Source organism: Faecalimicrobium dakarense (genome assembly GCF_000499525.1).
GTDB lineage: Bacteria > Bacillota > Clostridia > Peptostreptococcales > Peptostreptococcaceae > Faecalimicrobium > Faecalimicrobium dakarense.
Genome location: NZ_HG529251.1, coordinates 1 through 19,712, shown reverse-complemented (window position 1 = coordinate 19,712; position 19,712 = coordinate 1). Strand labels below are relative to the sequence as shown.

The window sequence follows — 19,712 nt, the reverse complement described above, 5'->3', positions numbered from 1 at the left end:
ATACTACATATTTAGCCCCTGCTAATATAGCAAGTCTTGCTGTTTCTTCATCTAATACAGTTCCCGCACCTATTACCACATCATCATAATCTCCATATATTTCGTCTAGTTCACGTATTATATCATTTGCAAACTTATTAGTATAAGTTACTTCTATAGCGCCTACATTTCCATCTATACAAGCTTTAGATATTTTAATGCCCACTTCTTTAGTGTTGCCACGTACCACTGCAACAACTCCGCATTTTTCTAATGTATTTAAAACCTTTAATTTTTTCATAATGAGTCCCCCTTTATATTTAATATTTTATAACTTCTTTAGTTACCTTTCCTTTTATCTCACTTATTAGAACAACTTTACCGTAAACATCATGACCATTTACTTTTAATAATTTTTTACCTTTAAATATTTCATTATGGCAAATTAAAACTGTGTAAACTTCATCTTTAGTTGATATTTTTATAGCCTCAGCTTCTGATTCTTCTAATATCCTTCCATTACAATTTATAACTCTTATTTTTTCAACAGATACATCTTTTTTCCCACAATTTGCTGAAATAACAGTTATTATTGATGTAAACCCTGTATTTTTATAACTTGTTATTAATGTATCTTGATTTTCTAACTTATTATAGTAATAAGATACTGGTGTTTTTTTATCTCTCTTTCTAAGGCGTTTAAATGATGTAATGTTAAATTACCATTTTTACCTTTGCATATAGTCTTATTATTTTCTAAGTACGCGTCACTAGCAAAATGGAAGAACTGTTTATAATCATGTTCTCCTTCTCCATAGAATTCATCTACTAATAACCATATATTAGGCTTTATATAAATTATTTTTCTATTTGTAAATATACCTTTATCTATATAACCTAAATGTGATCCCTCACAGTAATCAAAGTTATCCTTAGTTATAAAAGGCTGTTTTATAGGAGTTGCTACTTTTTTATATCCCCAAGATCCATCTAATACTGTAAAATCTATATTATCAACAGTAGTTGTATTATGAGCAATACAACCTTTTAAATATTCTCTTCTTCTGTCCCCTTCTATATAAGTATATCTACCCGGATCTATTAGGTAATCTTCTTCATTTGCATATATACTGACATGTAATAAATCAGCATGGCCATGGCCACTACCTAGAGTTCCACAATGAAAATACATATAATTATCATCATTTTTCCATCCAGATCTCATATAATAATTCCCACTGTCTTCAAAAGCATATGATGTATGTTTAGGCTCTGTAGTGTTTATAGCTTCATACTCTTGTATAGATTTGTATCCCAAATCCCATATACTTTCAAAATCGATTTCTTTATATCCACCAAATTTTAATACTTCATCACTAAATAGATACGCAGATTTAGTAATCATATCCCTTAAGTCAGTATCATCACTATCACTTTGGCACACTTGAGTATGATTTGGCTTTTTCATATATAAATTAGCATAAGCTAATTTTTTAGTTTTCTCATATATATCTTTATGCAATGGTATATTATTATTTTTGCATACTATTAAAGTACCTAAACAGCAATGAAGTACTTCATTTAAATACATTGGTGATTGTTCCCAATGCATACCATCATTCATAACTTGAAGATTTATTTGTTCTTTTAATCTTTCTATTGATAAATTTATGTAATAATTATCTTCGATTAAATTATCTAAAAATGCAGAAGCTACTAATAAACCATAACTTTCTAAAACACCCCAATTACTTAATTTTCCTGATTCTTTATAATTTTTCTCTAGGTACTCTATATGCTCTTTTAATGATTTAACAAAGATTTCGCTAAATTCTTGAGTCACATATTTACTACTTTTAAAGTAAGAATATGCCTTTATCCAGTTCTCACATCTTATACCTGTATCAATAGTCCTCCATGTTGTTTTATCTGTACCTTTAATAGGTCTTACATTTTTTATCCAGTGACTTATTTGCTCCACAAATACTTTTGCATATTTTTCATCTTTGGTAAGTACATAAGCTTGCCCCAAAGTAATCCAATATCTATGCCTGTTTAACATAAAAATCCACTCGGGGTCATTATTAGGAGTTTTATCCCAGATTATATCTTCTTCAAATGAATATGGTATAAAAGTCCTCTCCATATCCCACTTCCATTCAAATTTAAATACCTTATTAGAAACATTATCAGCTATTCTTACTACCTCTTGTACTTCATATCGAAACTTTTCATTGCAATATTTTGCTATTTCATCTATCTCATTCATATTTACATATACATTTAAATTACAATAATTTCTAATATCACTTTGTAAATTACAGTTATTCATTATAAAGTCCCCTTATTTATGAAATACAAAGAAACTATACTCTTTAGACTTTGTATGAGTATAGTTCTTTGATTCTAATATAGAATTATCTTACTAGCCATCCACCATCAACAGCTAATATAGTTCCGTTTATATAGTCAGATGCTTTACTAGATAAGAATACAACTGTTCCCATTAAGTCAAATGGTTTACCCCATTTTCCTGTTGGTATTCTTGATAATATTTCGTCATTTCTTTTCTCATCTTCTCTTATTGGTGCAGTATTAGCAGTTGCTATATATCCTGGTGCTATCGCATTTATTTGTATATTTTTATCTGCTAATTCATTTGCAAATGCCTTAGTCAATCCTGCTACACCGTGCTTACTTGCTGTGTATGGCGGTACAAATTTACCACCTTGGAAAGATAACATAGATGCTATGTTTATTATTTTCCCTCCACCATTTTCAGCCATAATTTTAGCAACTTTTTGGCTTAAGTAATACACTGAATTTAAGTTTATATTCATTACAGCTTCCCAGTCTTGCTCTTTGTACTCAAGAAGAGGTGCTCTTTTTATAGTTCCTGCATTATTTACTAGTATATCTATTCTACCAAAAGCTTCTATCGCCTCTTTAATAACGTTTTCTCTATCTTCAGCCTTTGTTAAATCACCTTGAACAAAATGAACTTTCCTACCTAAGTTTTCTACTAATTCTCTAGTTTCATCCCAATCTCTATTATAAGTTGGAATTACTAAATCAGCTCCGGCTTTTGCTAAAGCAACTACATATCCTTGGCCTAGTCCTGTATTTCCACCTGTTACCATCGCTACTTTTCCTTCTAATGAGAAAAAGTCCATTGAAAAATCATTTAAACATCCCATAATATATTCTCCTTTAGCCCTTTTTATTTTTATTTTATGTCTGACATTTTTACATGGTCCATATCATCAAATGTTTGATTCTCTCCACACATTCCCCATATAAATGTATAATTACTTGTTCCTACTCCTGAGTGTATTGACCAACTCGGAGATATTAGCGCTTGCTCATTCTTAACTACTAAATGTCTTGTCTCTGTAGGTTCTCCCATTAAATGGATTACTCTTGTATCTTCTTTCATATCAAAATAGAAGTATACTTCCATTCTTCTTTCATGTGTATGACACGGCATAGTATTCCATACATTATTAGGCTCTAACATTGTCATACCCATTAACAATTGGCAACTTTGACATACATTTGGATGAACATATTGGTATATAGTTCTTTTATTTAAGTTTTCATTTTCTCCTAATCTAACTGGTCTTGCATCCTCTATATTTATTTTGACTACTGGATATTCCTTATGTGCTGGTACTGAGTTTATATAAAACTTAGCTGGATTTTCTACGTTTTTAGATTTAAATAGAATTTCTTTAATTCCCATACCTATGTAAATACCATCATGTTTTTTCATTTCGTATTCAACACCATCTAATACTATTACACCATCTTCTCCTACGTTTATAACTCCCATTTCTCTTCTTTGTAGGAAGAACTCAACACCCATCTCTTTTCCTGCAACTAGGCTTAGTGTTTCACTTGTTGGCATAGCTCCACCAAAGATTATTCTATCTACATGACTATATGTTAAACCAATAGAATTTGGTGTAAATATTTCTTCTTTTAAATAATGTTCTCTTAATTCTTGTGTTCCATATTTTTTTGAATCAACTGGATGATTCGCATATCTTATATCCATATCAATAACCCCTCTCCTTATTCGTTCCGTATTTCGGAACAATGTTTCATTTTCTATAATCATTATATATGATATAGGCAAATAAAGTCAATAATTTATAATATATTTTTCTTCGAATTATATTTATCTACAAACCAGATAAAATGTAGTATCCTTATACGCAAAAAAAGACGAGAGTAAACTCTCGTCTTTAATCTATATTACTTATCTTCTTTTTTCTCAGCTTTTTCAGGCTTAGGTAAAAGTACTTTTCTAGATAAATTAACTCTTCCTTTTTCATCTATTTCAGTAACTTTAACTGTTACTTCATCTCCAATGTTTAATACATCTTCAACTTTAGCTACTCTTTCGTGTGCTATGTGAGATATGTGAAGTAATCCTTCTTTTCCTGGAAGTATTTCAATAAATGCACCGAAGTTCATTATTCTCGATACTTTACCAGTATAAGTTTGACCAACTTCAGCTTCAGCAACTATATCTGCTATACGCTTTTGTGCAAGTGCTAACATTTCAGGATCTACTCCTGCTATGAATACATCTCCAGTTTGTTCGATGTCTATTTTAACACCAGTCTCATCTATTATCTTTGTTATAACTTTTCCACCTGGTCCTATAACATCTTTTATCTTATCTGGCTTTATGCTCATTGTTATTATTTTAGGAGCATATCTAGATAACTCTGGCTTTGGAGCATCTATAGTTTTCTTCATTTCGTTTAATATATGAATTCTACCAATTTTAGCTTGAGTTAAAGCTTCTCTTAAAACTGATTCATCTATACCAGCTATTTTTATATCCATTTGTATAGCAGTTATACCTTTTTCAGTTCCTGCAACTTTAAAGTCCATATCTCCTAAATGGTCTTCCATACCTTGTATATCTGATAATACTGCAACTTTATCATCATGCTTTATAAGACCCATTGCTATACCTGCAACCATATCTTTTAATGGAACACCTGCATCTAAAAGTGATAATGTAGAACCACATACACTACCTTGAGAAGTTGAACCATTCGAACTTAATACTTCAGAAACAACTCTTATTGCATAAGGGAATTCTTCTTGAGAAGGAAGTACTGGCACTAAAGCACGCTCTGCTAATGCACCATGACCTATTTCTCTTCTTCCTGGTCCTCTTGATGGTCTAGCTTCACCAACACTATATGCAGGGAAGTTATAGTGATGCATATATCTCTTGTTTTCTTCATCATCAAGTCCATCTAATATTTGAGCTTCACTAATTGAACCTAGTGTTGCTATTGACATAACTTGAGTTTGACCTCTTGTGAAAAGTCCAGAACCATGAGCTCTTGGTATAAATCCATTGTCACACCATATTGGTCTTATTTCATCTGGCTTTCTGTTATCTGGTCTTACATTTTCATGAACTATAAGTTTTCTAACTTCTTCTTTGATTATAGCTTGTAGAGTATCTTCTATATCAGTTGAATACTCTTCTAATAAATCTTCAAATTTCTCAAATGTTGCTTCTTTAACAGCATCCATTTTTTCCATTCTTTCAAGCTTTTCTATAGTTTTAACTGCTTCTTTCATATCAGCAGTTGCAAATTCACGAACAGCTTTTTCAACTTCTTCATCTATTTTGAAAAGAGATACTTCTATCTTCTCTTTTCCAACAGCTGCAACTATTTCTTCTATGAAAGCTACAACTTTCTTTATTTCTTCATGTGCAAATAATATAGCTTCAAGCATTAATGTATCTGGTATTTCTTCTCCACCAGCTTCAACCATCATTATAGCATCTTTAGTTCCTGATACTACTAAGTGCATAGTACTTTTTTCTCTTTCTTCAGCAGTTGGGTTAACAACAAATGCACCATCAACTAAACCTACTAAAACCGAACCTGTAGGCCCATTAAATGGTATTTCCGATATTGAAAGTGCAACAGATGAACCTATCATTGCTACTATATCAGGAGTACAATCTGGGTCTACTGATAAAACTGTAGCAACTACTTGTACATCATTTCTAAATCCTTTAGGGAATAATGGTCTTATCGGTCTATCTATAAGTCTTGAAGTAAGAACTGCCTTTTCTGAAGGCTTTCCTTCTCTCTTTAAGAATCCACCTGGTATTTTACCAACTGAATATAATTTTTCTTCATAATCAACACTTAGAGGGAAAAAATCTATTCCATCTCTTGGTTGCGCTGATTTTGAAGTATTAACCATAACCATAGTTTCGCCGTATGTAAGTATTGCACTACCACTAGCTAACTGAGCTATTTTTCCTATTTCAACAGAAAGTTCTCTTCCTGCAAAATCCATTTTGAAAATTTTATGTTCAAACATTAATGCTTGTACCTCCTCTTTATTAAATTCGCTTCGCTCATATCGCCGACACAGTCGCTTAAAACCGAATTTATAGTTCTATTTATTATCTTATCAAAAATACTATAATTTAACAACATAAAACTCATATACTAGTCTATGCTTGTGAATTTTTGAGATACAAAACGAATCATAATACATTTTAGTCTAATTTATTATTTACTGTTTCCTTTAAATTTAATCATTTTCTAGTTTGAACAGCTAATTGCTAATATATCTGGTCCTGTATGAGAACAAATACATGCTCCACCTCTTGTAAAGTAAATATTTTTACATTTTATTCTATCTTCAACTTCTTTTTTAAGAGTTTCAAAGTCACCTAAATTTGCTCCACACCCAATTATTATATTTTTATCTTCTAATGTATCGTATTGTTCTATTAAAGTATCAACCATAGTATGTACAATGTGCTTTTTACCTCTTATCTTTGTTAGTATAAATATTTTTGCATCTTCAACTGTAAATAAAGGTCTTATATTTAACATTTGGCCTATAGTTGCTGTTGCAAGAGATGCTCTACCACTTCTTTGTAAGTACTCTAAAGTATCTGGTAAGAAGTATAATCTTACACTACTTCTTAAGTGTTCTAATTCATCTACGATTTCTTTTGCAGTAATATCACTGTTATTTTCAATTAACTCACAAGCTTTTACTACAAACTGAGCACTTCCTAATGAAAGTGTAAGTGTATCAAATACATGTACATCACCTTCAGTGTCATTTTTAGCCATTACTGCACTTTGATAAGTTCCAGAAGACTTTGATGAACCAGTTATACAAACTATAGGGTATTCTCCTACATATTTATCAAAAGCCTCTTTGAATTGTATGTATGTGGCTTGAGAAGTCTTAGGAACTACTTTTTCTTCCTTCATTCTTCTATAGAATTCATCATTAGTAATATCTACGCCTTCTTTGTATTCATTATCTCCTATTATAATATTTAAAGGTATTATATCTATATTATACTTTTCTACTAATTCACTAGGAACATCGCATAAACTATCACATATTAATTTTATTTTCATAATCAATCCCCTCCTACTATACTTGAATATTATATTACTTTTATAGAATTTACACAAATTTCTAATTTCTATATTTATATTGCATTTACCTTTTATATTCAATAAAATTATACTCTAAATTTATTATATATAAACTTAATTTTGCGAAAATAAGTGATTGTTTTCTATTTACTTATTATAATACATTTATAAATTATGACTCTTTATATGATAATATACTACTTAAGAATATAGTAATACAAACTACACTTGTAATAGAAGTTATTATACTTATTAGCTTTGCAGGAACTGTTAATGGTGTTATATCTCCATACCCTACAGTTGTAAATGTAACTATTGTGTAGTAAAATAAATCAAAATTGCTAGATACATTCGAGAATGATTGTGGATAAATTTGATTTATTAAACATGTAGCTAAAAATAAATTTAATATAATCATAAGTAATAATAATATTGAAATTATAGTTATACTTGAAATTATATTTTTATTTTACTTTTTATATGCATAGGATTTTTTATTAATTTAATAAGTATTTTTAAGTTTACTATATATGATATAGCTAATCCAATTAATGCAATAGTATCAATGCCTTCAAACTGTATTGGGTCAAATAAAAATACAGTAAAATATACACTTAATATAAAATAACTTAATAATAATTTACCTTTTAAGTCTTTATCTTCTACATCACCTATAAATTTTTGTATACCAGTAGTTATCAGTAATATATATCCTATAGACAAGTGAAGTATTAATAAAGCTAATCCTATACATCCTAGTGAAAATAAATAGTGTACTAATGTTTGCTTTGTTAATGAGTACTGTGTTACTGATTTTATAATCATAAATATTACTGAGATTTCTGAAATAATGAATATTCCACCGTGCATAATCTTTATAAACGTGCTTCCCTCTGTAAAGATTTCTTTATATGTTTTATTGATTTCTTTAAGTGTTTGGTATATAGATTTTATTAATCTTTTATTATCTTTTCTATTACTCACTACAATAGATAGCATCACTACAATAGTACTTGAAACTATTAGTATTTTCCCCATATTAAAAATGGCTCCTATTTTATGTATTTTATAACTTTAATATATAGTATTTCCTTAGTGGTATTAATGTATTTAATAAAAAAATAACCTATATAGTAATCTTTAAAATTACATAATAGGTTATTTCTTACGAAATCTTTATAATAAAGAAATTATTATTTTCTTAATCCTAACTTAGCTATTAACGCTCTGTATCCTTCTAAGTCATTTTCTTTTAAGTATCCTAATAAGTTTCTTCTTCTACCAACCATCTTTAATAGACCTCTTCTTGAGTGGTGGTCTTTTTTGTGAGTCTTTAAGTGACCGTTTAATTCATTTATTCTAGCTGTTAATAAAGCTATTTGTACTTCTGGAGAACCAGTATCTCCTTCTTTTCTTCCAAACTCTTTGATTATTTCAGTTTTGTTCATCGTGTTGTACCTCCATTTATTATTATAATCGCCTATTACTAAGCACTAATTGGAGTAATTAAATGCCGAGTAAAGGTTAATTTACTTGTCTATATTATCATATATTATTTATTTTTGCAAATATACTTTTTGAAAATATAGTCAGTATCTTTTTTTAGTTGCTTTTTTAGCTCATCTAGTGATGAAAATTTCTTTTCATCTCTTATTCTTTCTAAAAATTCAACCTTAATATCTTTTCCGTATATATCATCATTGAAATCTAATATATTAGTTTCTATTGACAATTTTTCTCCATTTACAGTAGGATTATAGCCAATATTCGTTGCTCCATAATATACTTTTTCACCAATGTGCACTTTAGTTGCATATATACCATTTTTAGGAATAAGTGTATTTTTATCAACTTCTATATTAGCTGTTGGAAATCCTATTGTCCTTCCAAGTTGTTTACATTTGATTACATTGCCTTTTATTTCGCAGTTATACCCTAAATATTCTTTCACGCTACATACACTTCCTTGAGCCACTAAATTTCTAATATATGTACTGCTCACTCTTATATCATTTACCTTTATAGGCATGATTACTTCTACTTCAAATCCATACTTATCTGATAATTCTTTTAGTACCTTAGTATCCCCTTCTTTATTTTTAGCAAATGTGAAATCATGTCCAACTATTATTTTTTTAGCTCCTAATTTATCTAGTAATATACCTTTTACAAATTCAAGAGCTGATATTTTAGTCATATATTCATCAAATGGTATGCTTATTACATAATCCACGCCAAAATCTTTTAACCTTTTTATCTTTTCTTCATTTGTAATAACATTTTTTATAGGAGTTTTAGCAAAATAATTTGCTGGATGATTTTCAAAAGTAAATACTACACTTTCTATATTCCTTTTTTTAGCAGATTTTACTGCTTTTTTTATTAATACTTGGTGACCTTTATGTAAACCATCAAAGTTACCTATAGTGACAACACTTTTTTTTATATTTACTATTTCTTTTATAGATTTTATAGTAATCATAATGATTTCCCCACTAAAGTTATGTTTTCTATACTATAAATAATTTATCACTTTTTAAATTTATAGTGCTATCTGTTTTGCTTAATTGACCTGTACCCAAAAACTCGCCTTCACAATAAACCCTTACTATTTCATCTTCTTCTTTAAAACCTTTTTCTATAAATCTTCTTTCATCTATAACTCCACCATTAACGTAGTATTTATAAGCATTTGGATTTATTACTACATGGTTAAAGTTAGACAATACATAGTCTATATCATATAGATGTTTGTCTAAAGTATTATTTTCTTTAAATTCTCTTAGTTGTTCTAGTGTTATGCCATTTTCAAGGTCAAACTTACCTGATGATGTTCTAAGTAAGAAAGACATATGTCCTCCACACCCTAATTCTTTTCCTATATCATAACAAATACTTCTTACATAAGTTCCTTTAGAACATACTACATAAAACATTATTTTATTATTGTTTACACTTAATACCTTAAGTTCTTTTATATTAACAGGTCTAGACTTTAAAACTACCTCATCAGCTCTTCCACTTCTAACTAAGTCACACATTCTTTTTCCATTTACTTTTAGCGCAGAGTAAATAGGAGGCAGTTGATCTATTTCTCCTCTTTGCCTATCAAAGGCTTTTTCTATTTCATCTTCAGTTACATTTACATTAAACTTTTCTAATATTTCTCCTGAAGAGTCATAAGTATCTGTATTTATACCAAGTGTTAATTCACAGATGTAAGATTTATCCTTATTTAATATAAGCTCACTTACCTTTGTAGCTTTTCCTATACATATAGGTAATACCCCTGATGCATCTGGATCAAGGGTACCTGTATGTCCAACCTTTTTTATGTTTAAAATTTTCCTTACAGCACTTACAACATCATGGGATGTCATCCCTGTAGGCTTTATTATATTTACTATTTTGTTCATATGCATCACCCTAGATTGATTTTAATACTTCTTCTAATACTTTTTTCTTTGCATTTTCAACACTATCATAAATAGTGCATCCAGCAGCTCTCACATGGCCACCACCACCGAATTTTTTTGCTATAGAACTTACATCCACATAGCTTTTAGCTCTTAAACTGACTTTTACTTCATTTTCTTTCTTTTCTTTAAGAAGTATACCAACTTCTACACCCTCTATATCTCTAGTGTATGAAGTTATTCCATCTACGTCGTTAAAACTTATTACATTTCTTTTTAGCATTTCTTTAGTAATATTCATACAAGCTACTTTTTCATCAACTATATCTAATGTATTTAAAGCTTCTCCTAATAATTTATAGTAATTATATGGGTTGCTTTGGAAAACATTTTGTATTATAGTTTCTTTTTGAGCATTTTTTAATAAAAGATTTTTCGCCATATCAAAACTACTTGGATGTGCATTTGAATAAGAGAAGTTTCCTGTATCTGTTACAAGTCCTGTATAAAGGCATGTAGCAATCTTCTCATCTATTAAGTCAATATTATTAACTTCACTAAATCTTACTAATACATTATAAACTAGCTCACAAGTTGATGATGCATCAACATCTATATAGTTAAAATCACCATAAGCATCATTGCTAGCATGGTGGTCAATACAAATTATTTTCTTTGCATTTGCCTTTATTTTATCATCTACACATATTCTATTTCTATCTCCGCAGTCAAGAGATATTAAACTGTAGTTTTCCATATTTATTTCTTGTGATTTCAGTATCTTTACACCTTCGATTAAAAATCTTAGGTTTAGTGGGGGAGTATCATCTAGTATATAAGAAACGTTTTTTCCTAATTTTATTAAAGAGTAGTACATTGCAAGAGTTGAACCAATATTATCTCCATCAGGACTAATATGAGAAGTAACGACAAAGTCGTTACTTCCATTTATATAGTCTACAATATTATCAATATTAGTTATCATTGTTTTCTTCATCTGTGTTATCAACAGATTCTTCGTTATTTTTTTCATTGACTTTTCTTATTAAATCAGACATATACATTCCTTTTTTAATAGAATCATCAACTTTAAATATTATTTGTGGAGTATGTCTAAGCTTTACATTCTTGCTTACTTCTCTTCTTATATAGTTAACTGCACTCTTAAGCCCTACTAAACTAGATTCTTCGTCTCCACCTAAAATACTTACATATACATAAGCATAACTTAAGTCATTTGTAACCTCAACATCAGTTACACTTACCATAGAAGTTATTCTAGGGTCTTTTATTCCACTTATAAGCATTGTGCTTACTACTTTTCTTATTTCCTCAGCTATTCTTCTTGTTCTGTTATATGATGCCATTTAAATCGACCTCTTTACATCTATTTTAATTTTCTTTCTACTTCTTTAGTAATATATGCTTCTATTACATCGCCTTCTTTTATGTCATTGTAATTAACAAAACTCATACCACATTCGTAACCATGATTAACTTCTTTAACGTCATCTTTGAATCTCTTAAGAGCAGCTAATTGACCTTCATGAATTATTATTCCGTCTCTAACTATTCTTACTTTAGATCCTCTAAATATTTTACCAGTTGTTACATAGCATCCTGCTATTGTACCAACACCTGATAATTTGAATGTTTCTCTAACTTCAGCCTTACCAGTATCTTCATCTCTGTATTCTGGGTCAAGCATTCCAGTCATAGCAGCTTGAACATCTTCTATTGCTTTGTATATTATTGTGTAACTTCTTACATCAACATTTTCTTTTTTAGCTATCATTTCAGCACCTGGTACTGGTCTTACGTTAAACCCTATTATTATTGCATTAGATGCAGTTGCAAGCATAACGTCTGATTCGTTTATCGCTCCAACACCACCATGTATAACTCTAACTGCAACCTCTTCATTTGATAATTTTTCTAAAGATTGCTTAACAGCTTGAACAGATCCTTGAACGTCTGCTTTTATAACTATTGGTAATTCTTTAACTTCAGCATCTCCCATTTGGCTGAAGAAATCATCAAGACTCATTCTTTGGTTAGATTTTAACATTTCTTCTCTAGCCATTTGTTGTCTCTTTTCAGCTACAGTTCTAGCAGCTTTTTCATTTGGAACTGCAATAACTTGGTCTCCACCTTGTGGAACTTCAGATAATCCTAATATTTCAACAGCAGTTGATGGTCCAGCAGTCTTAACTCTTTTACCTTTTGAGTTTATCATTGCTCTTACTTTACCACTAGCAAGGCCTGCAACTATTGGATCTCCAACTTTAAGTGTTCCACCTTGAACAAGTATAGTAGCAACTGGTCCTCTACCTTTATCAAGTTCTGCTTCTATAACTGTACCAACAGCTCTCTTGTTAGGATTTGCTTTTAATTCTTCCATTTCAGAAACTAATAATACCATTTCAAGTAAAGTATCTACACCTTCACCTTTTAATGCTGATACCGGAACTGATATAACATCTCCACCCCAGTCTTCAACAAGTAAACCTTGGTCAGCTAATTCTTGCTTAACTCTATCTTGGTTTGCTCCTGGCTTATCTATTTTGTTTATAGCAACTATTAACGGTACTTCAGCAGCTTTAGCATGGTTTATAGCTTCTACAGTTTGAGGCATTATACCATCATCTGCAGCAACAACTAATATTGCCATATCTGTAACTTGTGCACCTCTAGCTCTCATAGATGTGAAAGCCTCATGTCCTGGAGTATCTAAGAATACTACTTTTTCTCCATTTACCATAACTTCAGAAGCACCTATATGTTGAGTTATTCCTCCTGCTTCACTTGAAGTTACATTAGTTTTTCTTATAGCATCTAATAAAGAAGTTTTACCATGGTCAACGTGTCCCATTACAGTAACAACTGGTGGTCTTTTAACTAAGTCTTCTTCTTTATCTTCTTCTATATCTATTAAAGCTTCTATTGCTTCTAACTCTTCTTCATCATTAGCTGATCCTTCAACTAATTCAAATCCACATTCACTTGCAACAAGTGATGCTATTTCAAAGCTTATTTCTTGATTTATTGTAGCCATTGTTCCCATTTTCATAAGCTTCATTATTATTTCTGATGCAGACTTATCTAATTTTTCAGCTAACTCTTGGACTGTTAACTTTCCACTTACTGTTATAGTGTTTCCATTTGCAGCTGCTATCTCGTCTTTTAGTATCTCTAAAGCTAATTCAACTTCTTCTTCTTCTAATTCAGAATTTTCATCCACTGCATTTATTTCTAATTCTTTTAATTTAGCTAATACATCTTCATTTGACATTTTTAGCTCTTGTGCGATTTGGTATACTCTTGTTTTTGACACAAGATCACCCCCTATTATATTTTTGGTTCTTCCATTAAATCTTTTAATTTATTTGCAAATCCGCTATCTTTGATTCCAAGAACAGCTCTTGGAGCCTTACCTATAGCTAATCCTAGTTGTAATTTCGTAGAGAAATTTATATATGGTACACTTCTAAAAGAACTCTTGTCTTTAAAAAGTTTTTGTGTATTATTTGATGCATCATCTGCTATTATTACAAGCTTAACGTATCCTTTTTTTAGTTCAGTAAGCGTTGTATCATCTCCTGAGACTAATTTGCCAGCACGCATTGCAAGGCCTAATAAAGAATATATTTTTGCTTCAGTAGTCTTATTCATAAGATTCAAGCTCCTTAAGTAAATTTTCATAAACTTCACTTGATACCTCTATTTTAAATGCTTTATTTAAAGCTTTAGTTTTTATAGCTTTTTTTAGACATTCGCTATCTTTACAGATATATGCACCTCTACCATTTGCCTTTTTAGTTGGATCTAAGAAGATTTGACCTTCTTTGTTTTTAACAATCCTCATTAATCCTTTTTTAGATTCTCTTTCTTGACAAACTATACATTTTCTTTGAGGAACTTTTTTTATTTTTTGCAAAGGTATCCCTCCTTATTCTGCATTTGCTTGAGATTCGCTTTTTATGTCTATCTTCCAGTTAGTAAGTTTTGCAGCAAGTCTTGCATTTTGACCTTCTTTACCTATTGCAAGTGATAATTGGTAATCAGGAACTACAACTAAGGCAGACTTTTCTTCTTCATTAACGTCAACTCTCACAACTTTAGATGGACTAAGTGAAGCTGATATAAATTCAGCTGGATCTTCACTATAGTTTATTATATCTATTTTTTCGTCTCCAAGCTCATCAACTATATTTTTAACTCTTGAACCTTTAGGTCCAACACAAGATCCAATTGGATCTATCTTTTCATCTATTGATTTAACAGCCATCTTAGTTCTAGATCCCGCTTCTCTAGCTATAGATTTTATTTGAACTATACCTTCAAATATTTCAGGTACTTCAAATTCAAATAATCTCTTAACTAAACCTGGATGACTTCTAGATACTACTATTTGAGGCCCTTTATTTGTTTTCTTTACTTCTAATATGTAAACCTTAATCTTTTGTCCAGCTTTATAAGTCTCTCCTTGCATTTGCTCAGTTTGAGTCATTACAGCTTCTATTCTTCCAAGATTTACATAAACTATATTTTTGTTTACTCTAGCTACTTCACCTGTAACTATTTCATTTTCTTTATCCATAAACTCTTTGTATACTATTTCTCTTTCAGCTTCTCTTATTCTTTGAACAACAACTTGCTTTGCAGTTTGAGCAGCTATTCTTCCAAAGTCCATAGGAGTTACTTCATTTTCTATTATATCTCCTAATTCATAATTTGGGCTTATTTCTCTAGCATCTTTAAGTTCTATTTCTAAGAAAGTGTCATATAAGTCAGACTCATCAACTACTACTCTTTGAGAGAATACTTTAACGTCTCCTCTTTCTCTGTCAAACTCAACTCTAACATTTTGAGCTGAACCAAAGTTTTTCTTGTAAGCAGTTAAAAGTGCTTGTTCTATAGTATCTATAAGTATCTCTTTATCTATACCTCTGTCTTTTTCTAGTTCGTCTAAAGCTTCCATAAATTCGTGATTCATTTGTTTTTCCTCCCTGTTAAATTCTCACTAAAACTTTATAGCAAGTCTAACAAGTGCAACTTCTTTTTTGTTAAACTCAACTTCATTTTCATCTATTATAACTTTTATGTTTTTATCTTCCGTTAATCCAACTAATTCACCTTCAAATTGCTTTGAACCGTTTAGTGGCTTGTATAATTTTATTTCAACGTCTCTACCTTGGTATCTTACAAAGTCTTTATCTTTTTTAAGTGGTCTATCAAGTCCTGGTGAAGATACTTCTAAGAAGTAGTTATCCTTTATTGGATCTTTTACATCTAGTATTTCACTTAACTCTCTACTAACAGCTTCGCAATCATTTAAAGATATTCCTCCTTCTTTATCAAGGAACACTCTTAAATAATACTCTCCAGCTTCTTTAACATATTCTATATCTACAATTTCAAATCCTTTAGCATCAGTTATTGGTGATACTATTTCTTCTATTGTAGCTTCTATCGATCTTTTCATGTTCTTCCCTCCTATTCAGTTGTAAGTTTAGTATTTAAAACAAAAGAGTGAGCACATCGGTCTCACTCTTAGTTTCTGCAAAATATACTATTTTATATACCATAATACCATATAATAGTTTTCATTGCAAATTTTTTGAATTAGTATATAATTTATGTACTAGTTTATTAGATACTAATTTTCTTTGTTTTATCAAAAACGATTTATATGTAATGTATGTAGTTATAATTTGTTGATATTTGATAATAAAGTATTAATCCTCTTTAATAAGCATAGTCCATTTACCAATAGTCTCAAATCCTATTTCGTGATAAATCTTACCTGCTTTTGGGTTGTCGTAAAATAAGCAAAGTGTTTTATCTTCTTTTAGCAGATCATTACATAGTCTAGATAAACATTTACTTACTAATCCTTGCTTTCTATACTCTTTTTTAGTTGCAACTCCTACAACCATTGCCAACTTAGTATTTTCTGCTGTGGTTTGTGCTACACTTATTATTTCTTTATTATCATTTTCTACGTAATATATACGCCCACTTTTATCTTCTATTTTCCTTATAATATCTTTAATTGGTGTATTTGGTGTATCTTTAAATTCATCTATAGTATCTATTAAATCATACACACCTTTTGCTTCATTTTTAGAAGCTATTTTTACATTTTCATCCCAAGATAATAACTTTTTAGAATTTATCATTTCGCAAAAGTAGCTATTCTTTTCTTTTTTACTTTCAAACACATCATAAAAGTCAGATACTATACTCTTCTCTCCTGATATTAACTTAGTATTTTTATGAGAGGCTATTATCTTTTTAAATCCATCAATATCTACATTACTATCTTCATAGTATGGTATAAAGTTTTCATTAAATCTAAGCAATACACCAACTATATTATTATTTTCATCAAAACTTCCCCATACCTCTTGGAATTCACTATCAAATCCAAAATTTTCTATATCTCCTATTATAAATAAATTAATAGATGGTTTCTTGCTTACAAAGTCCATTGTTATTTTTCTATCTTCTTCCTTTAATTTCCTTATCATAATATCCCTCCAATTAATAATTTTAAATTATATTCAATACTATTAATGTGTATACCTTTATTCTGTTAATTTGAATGAATTTAAGGTTTTTAATATTTAAATATATTAAATATATAAAGGAGTTTTTATGTTTAAATTAAAATTTATTATACTTTTATTTACATTTGTTTTCTTATGAGGATTTTCTAGTAGTTATTTAATATAATTATTTATTTTTAATAAATGTTAATAGAGTAGATATTATATATCTACTCTATTTTTTAAATAATCATTACGTTCAATTGAGTATATTAAATGTTCCATTTTTTTATTATCATATACTTTTATAAATTTTCCTTGTATTTTCATATTCAATCTTTTTGCTACATTACAGGAATTAGTATTGCTAGGTCTTATTTGAGCTATAACCTTTTTCGCATTAAGCTTGTTAAATGCATATTCAATACATGCATCTACACCTTCAGTTGCATATCCCATTCCCCATGAATCTTTATTTAATATATATGCAACTCCTATAAATTCTTCACCTTCTATGTTTTCGATTAAAGGTCCCATTACTCCTATAACTTTATTATCTTCTTTATTTATAGCTAGAAAATAACTGTATCCTTCGTTATTGTATCTTTTTAAGTTTTTATCTATCCAATCTTGAACTTCTTCATCTGAAAAAGATTTTTCCCATGCATACATTACTTCAATATCTTGAAGTATATTAGCAATTTCTCTATAATCATCTTTAGATATTTTGCGTAGAATTAATCTATTTGTTTCTATAATTATATCTTCCATATCTCCTCCTATTAATTTATAATTATAAATTCTAGTATTTCTAAAAATCCTATTGCTATATGTCTATTTTGATTTTGTATAAAAGTTAAACAGCTTCTTAATTTATCCCACTTTTCATCTAAAACTATATCTTCATTTTTTATACTTTCTATGCTCTCTAATTTATTTAAAATTTCCTCTTTATTTGATATCTCACTGTTTTCAATCTTTTCTCTAAAGTTTTTTATTCTTTTATTTATATTTTTTTCATCTTCTTCTTTTATTGTTTTTACTTTGTATTCTTTTAAGCTATCTTCTATAATTTGCAAATCATTTTTATTATATTTCCATACTACATCTTTTTCGATTTCAGAAATTTTTTCTATATCATTTTTATATTTATTATGTAATTCTTCTATTATAATTACCATCTCTAAAAAGTCATTTGCTTTTAATGTATCTTCACATATTTTTATATCTTTATCTAATAAATCTATTAATTCATTCACTTTAATTTTCCTTTCATATTTAAAGTCCAAATACTATACCCACTATTGCACCTATTCCTAAATATAGTGCAGGGTGTTTTTTCTGCTTATTAGAAACAACAAATAGTACTATAAATAAAATCAACGCTTTATAATCAAAAATATTTAAAATATTTTTCGTTTTTAAAAATTTATCTACTGTGATAACTGATAACTTTAATATCTCAAATCCTGCTATTGCTATAAGCCCTGTTACTGCCGGTCTAAGTCCATAAAAAACTGCATTTACTTCTTCACTTTCTCTGAACTTTTTTAGGAAATGAGCCACTATAATTATTATTACAAATGATGGTAGCACAAGTCCAAATGTAGCTATAATTGCTCCTAATATTCCCGCTGCATTAAATCCAGCATAAGTTGCCATATTTATTCCTAACGGCCCTGGCGTTGATTGAGATACTGCTATCATATCAGCAAGCATTGATTTATCAAACCATGTATATTTTTCAGCTATATCATATAAAAATGGTAATGTTGCAAGTCCACCACCAATGGCGAATAATCCAGTTTTTAAAAATTCAAAAAATAATTGTATATACGTAATTATCATTCCTCTTCTCTCCTAAACTTAAGTATCAGTCCCAATACAGACGCTCCTACAACTATGTAGATAGGTGAAATATTCAAAAGCGCACCTAGTATAAATGTACCAGAAAAAATTACTACTCCTACTTTATCTACTACCGAGTTTTTCAAAAGTTTTATTATTGCATTTAAAACCAATACTGCTACTGCGACTCTAACTCCTGAAAAAGCATGGCCTACTATTTCATACTGTGCGAAGTTTTGTAAAAAACTTGCTATTATTAAGATTATTACAAGAGATGGAAATACCACTCCTAAAGTTGCAAAAAATGCACCTATTATACCTCTTACTTTGTAACCTACAAATGTTGCTGTATTTACTGCAATTATTCCTGGTGTAGCCTGGCCAACTGCATAATAATCTAATAACTCTTCACTAGTTGTCCACTGCCTTTGTTCAACTACTTCTTTTTCTAGCATAGG

Annotated in this window: 22 protein-coding genes and 1 pseudogene; all 23 read right to left on the bottom strand. The window is 29.5% G+C overall.

Translation table 11 applies throughout. The features are described from left to right. Positions 1 to 280: pseudogene (locus tag BN899_RS03245) on the bottom strand (bifunctional 2-keto-4-hydroxyglutarate aldolase/2-keto-3-deoxy-6-phosphogluconate aldolase); the annotation flags it as partial. 342 nt (positions 281 to 622) lie between these two features. Further along, positions 623 to 2,311 carry an alginate lyase family protein gene (locus BN899_RS03240; protein WP_052356549.1) on the bottom strand — a complete coding sequence of 563 codons (1,689 nt, stop codon included), beginning with the start codon at positions 2,309 to 2,311 and terminating at the stop codon, positions 623 to 625. Between the two features lie 85 nt (positions 2,312 to 2,396). Next, positions 2,397 to 3,176, bottom strand: a complete 780-nt coding sequence (kduD, locus tag BN899_RS03235) for a 2-dehydro-3-deoxy-D-gluconate 5-dehydrogenase KduD (protein WP_042272876.1) — start codon at positions 3,174 to 3,176, stop codon at positions 2,397 to 2,399. Positions 3,177 to 3,205: 29 nt separating this feature from the next. Then, positions 3,206 to 4,036, bottom strand: a complete 831-nt coding sequence (gene kduI, locus BN899_RS03230) for a 5-dehydro-4-deoxy-D-glucuronate isomerase (protein ID WP_042272874.1) — start codon at positions 4,034 to 4,036, stop codon at positions 3,206 to 3,208. A 200-nt stretch (positions 4,037 to 4,236) separates the two neighbouring features. Then, complete coding sequence (locus BN899_RS03225; RefSeq protein ID WP_042272873.1) at positions 4,237 to 6,351, bottom strand: polyribonucleotide nucleotidyltransferase; 2,115 nt, start codon at positions 6,349 to 6,351, stop codon at positions 4,237 to 4,239. 227 nt (positions 6,352 to 6,578) lie between these two features. After that, positions 6,579 to 7,418 carry a DegV family protein gene (locus tag BN899_RS03220; RefSeq protein WP_042272872.1) on the bottom strand — a complete coding sequence of 280 codons (840 nt, stop codon included), beginning with the start codon at positions 7,416 to 7,418 and terminating at the stop codon, positions 6,579 to 6,581. 193 nt (positions 7,419 to 7,611) lie between these two features. Next, the gene (locus BN899_RS18520; protein WP_052356547.1) at positions 7,612 to 7,857 is read right to left on the bottom strand and encodes an ion channel; all 246 of its coding nucleotides are present in this window, start codon (positions 7,855 to 7,857) and stop codon (positions 7,612 to 7,614) included. Between the two features lie 38 nt (positions 7,858 to 7,895). After that, the gene (locus BN899_RS03215; protein ID WP_052356546.1) at positions 7,896 to 8,477 is read right to left on the bottom strand and encodes a hypothetical protein; all 582 of its coding nucleotides are present in this window, start codon (positions 8,475 to 8,477) and stop codon (positions 7,896 to 7,898) included. A 155-nt stretch (positions 8,478 to 8,632) separates the two neighbouring features. Further along, entirely contained in the window at positions 8,633 to 8,887 is a 255-nt protein-coding gene (rpsO, locus tag BN899_RS03210; protein WP_042272870.1) for a 30S ribosomal protein S15, read from the bottom strand. Between the two features lie 104 nt (positions 8,888 to 8,991). Further along, on the bottom strand, positions 8,992 to 9,921 hold the full coding sequence (locus BN899_RS03205; RefSeq protein WP_042272868.1) for a bifunctional riboflavin kinase/FAD synthetase: 930 nt from the start codon (positions 9,919 to 9,921) through the stop codon (positions 8,992 to 8,994). Positions 9,922 to 9,949: 28 nt separating this feature from the next. After that, on the bottom strand, positions 9,950 to 10,855 hold the full coding sequence (gene truB, locus BN899_RS03200; RefSeq protein WP_042272866.1) for a tRNA pseudouridine(55) synthase TruB: 906 nt from the start codon (positions 10,853 to 10,855) through the stop codon (positions 9,950 to 9,952). 10 nt (positions 10,856 to 10,865) lie between these two features. Then, positions 10,866 to 11,852 (bottom strand): DHH family phosphoesterase, encoded by a 987-nt coding sequence (locus tag BN899_RS03195; protein WP_042272864.1) that lies wholly within the window; start codon positions 11,850 to 11,852, stop codon positions 10,866 to 10,868. Next, positions 11,830 to 12,222, bottom strand: coding sequence for a 30S ribosome-binding factor RbfA (rbfA, locus tag BN899_RS03190; protein WP_042272862.1), 393 nt, complete (start codon positions 12,220 to 12,222; stop codon positions 11,830 to 11,832). The genes BN899_RS03195 and rbfA overlap by 23 nt, the downstream gene beginning before the upstream one ends. 20 nt (positions 12,223 to 12,242) lie before the next feature. Beyond that, the gene (gene infB, locus BN899_RS03185) at positions 12,243 to 14,189 is read right to left on the bottom strand and encodes a translation initiation factor IF-2 (protein ID WP_042272860.1); all 1,947 of its coding nucleotides are present in this window, start codon (positions 14,187 to 14,189) and stop codon (positions 12,243 to 12,245) included. A gap of 14 nt (positions 14,190 to 14,203) precedes the next feature. Next, on the bottom strand, positions 14,204 to 14,527 hold the full coding sequence (locus tag BN899_RS03180) for a L7Ae/L30e/S12e/Gadd45 family ribosomal protein (RefSeq protein WP_042272858.1): 324 nt from the start codon (positions 14,525 to 14,527) through the stop codon (positions 14,204 to 14,206). Then, on the bottom strand, positions 14,520 to 14,792 hold the full coding sequence (rnpM, locus tag BN899_RS03175) for an RNase P modulator RnpM (protein ID WP_042272856.1): 273 nt from the start codon (positions 14,790 to 14,792) through the stop codon (positions 14,520 to 14,522). Before rnpM ends, BN899_RS03180 begins: the two co-directional genes overlap by 8 nt. Positions 14,793 to 14,804: 12 nt before the next feature. Next, a complete protein-coding gene (gene nusA / locus BN899_RS03170) occupies positions 14,805 to 15,851 on the bottom strand; it encodes a transcription termination factor NusA (protein WP_042272854.1) in 1,047 nt (348 codons plus the stop codon). A 27-nt stretch (positions 15,852 to 15,878) separates the two neighbouring features. Continuing rightward, positions 15,879 to 16,340, bottom strand: a complete 462-nt coding sequence (gene rimP, locus BN899_RS03165; RefSeq protein ID WP_042272851.1) for a ribosome maturation factor RimP — start codon at positions 16,338 to 16,340, stop codon at positions 15,879 to 15,881. Between the two features lie 253 nt (positions 16,341 to 16,593). After that, complete coding sequence (locus BN899_RS03160; protein ID WP_042272849.1) at positions 16,594 to 17,388, bottom strand: GNAT family N-acetyltransferase; 795 nt, start codon at positions 17,386 to 17,388, stop codon at positions 16,594 to 16,596. A 240-nt stretch (positions 17,389 to 17,628) separates the two neighbouring features. Beyond that, positions 17,629 to 18,177: a GNAT family N-acetyltransferase gene (locus tag BN899_RS03155; protein WP_042272847.1), complete on the bottom strand. Its 549-nt coding sequence runs from the start codon at positions 18,175 to 18,177 to the stop codon at positions 17,629 to 17,631. Between the two features lie 11 nt (positions 18,178 to 18,188). Further along, positions 18,189 to 18,665, bottom strand: a complete 477-nt coding sequence (locus BN899_RS03150; protein ID WP_147568480.1) for a hypothetical protein — start codon at positions 18,663 to 18,665, stop codon at positions 18,189 to 18,191. A 19-nt stretch (positions 18,666 to 18,684) separates the two neighbouring features. Continuing rightward, entirely contained in the window at positions 18,685 to 19,254 is a 570-nt protein-coding gene (locus tag BN899_RS03145) for a chromate transporter (RefSeq protein ID WP_242824060.1), read from the bottom strand. Next, positions 19,251 to 19,712, bottom strand: a 462-nt coding sequence (locus BN899_RS03140) for a chromate transporter (protein ID WP_042272843.1), incomplete at its 5' end; no start/stop codon positions are given. The genes BN899_RS03140 and BN899_RS03145, both read right to left, overlap by 4 nt.

What these genes read in the sequence shown, in the direction of transcription:
- BN899_RS03240 (WP_052356549.1), bottom strand. Translation starts at nt 2,311, where the DNA reads ATGAATAACTGTAATTTACAAAGTGATATTAGAAATTATTGTAATTTA.
- kduD (WP_042272876.1), bottom strand. Translation starts at nt 3,176, where the DNA reads ATGGGATGTTTAAATGATTTTTCAATGGACTTTTTCTCATTAGAAGGA.
- kduI (WP_042272874.1), bottom strand. Translation starts at nt 4,036, where the DNA reads ATGGATATAAGATATGCGAATCATCCAGTTGATTCAAAAAAATATGGA.
- BN899_RS03225 (WP_042272873.1), bottom strand. Translation starts at nt 6,351, where the DNA reads ATGTTTGAACATAAAATTTTCAAAATGGATTTTGCAGGAAGAGAACTT.
- BN899_RS03220 (WP_042272872.1), bottom strand. Translation starts at nt 7,418, where the DNA reads ATGAAAATAAAATTAATATGTGATAGTTTATGCGATGTTCCTAGTGAA.
- BN899_RS18520 (WP_052356547.1), bottom strand. Translation starts at nt 7,857, where the DNA reads ATGATTATATTAAATTTATTTTTAGCTACATGTTTAATAAATCAAATT.
- BN899_RS03215 (WP_052356546.1), bottom strand. Translation starts at nt 8,477, where the DNA reads ATGGGGAAAATACTAATAGTTTCAAGTACTATTGTAGTGATGCTATCT.
- rpsO (WP_042272870.1), bottom strand. Translation starts at nt 8,887, where the DNA reads ATGAACAAAACTGAAATAATCAAAGAGTTTGGAAGAAAAGAAGGAGAT.
- BN899_RS03205 (WP_042272868.1), bottom strand. Translation starts at nt 9,921, where the DNA reads ATGATTACTATAAAATCTATAAAAGAAATAGTAAATATAAAAAAAAGT.
- truB (WP_042272866.1), bottom strand. Translation starts at nt 10,855, where the DNA reads ATGAACAAAATAGTAAATATAATAAAGCCTACAGGGATGACATCCCAT.
- BN899_RS03195 (WP_042272864.1), bottom strand. Translation starts at nt 11,852, where the DNA reads ATGAAGAAAACAATGATAACTAATATTGATAATATTGTAGACTATATA.
- rbfA (WP_042272862.1), bottom strand. Translation starts at nt 12,222, where the DNA reads ATGGCATCATATAACAGAACAAGAAGAATAGCTGAGGAAATAAGAAAA.
- BN899_RS03180 (WP_042272858.1), bottom strand. Translation starts at nt 14,527, where the DNA reads ATGAATAAGACTACTGAAGCAAAAATATATTCTTTATTAGGCCTTGCA.
- nusA (WP_042272854.1), bottom strand. Translation starts at nt 15,851, where the DNA reads ATGAATCACGAATTTATGGAAGCTTTAGACGAACTAGAAAAAGACAGA.
- rimP (WP_042272851.1), bottom strand. Translation starts at nt 16,340, where the DNA reads ATGAAAAGATCGATAGAAGCTACAATAGAAGAAATAGTATCACCAATA.
- BN899_RS03160 (WP_042272849.1), bottom strand. Translation starts at nt 17,388, where the DNA reads ATGATAAGGAAATTAAAGGAAGAAGATAGAAAAATAACAATGGACTTT.
- BN899_RS03155 (WP_042272847.1), bottom strand. Translation starts at nt 18,177, where the DNA reads ATGGAAGATATAATTATAGAAACAAATAGATTAATTCTACGCAAAATA.
- BN899_RS03145 (WP_242824060.1), bottom strand. Translation starts at nt 19,254, where the DNA reads ATGATAATTACGTATATACAATTATTTTTTGAATTTTTAAAAACTGGA.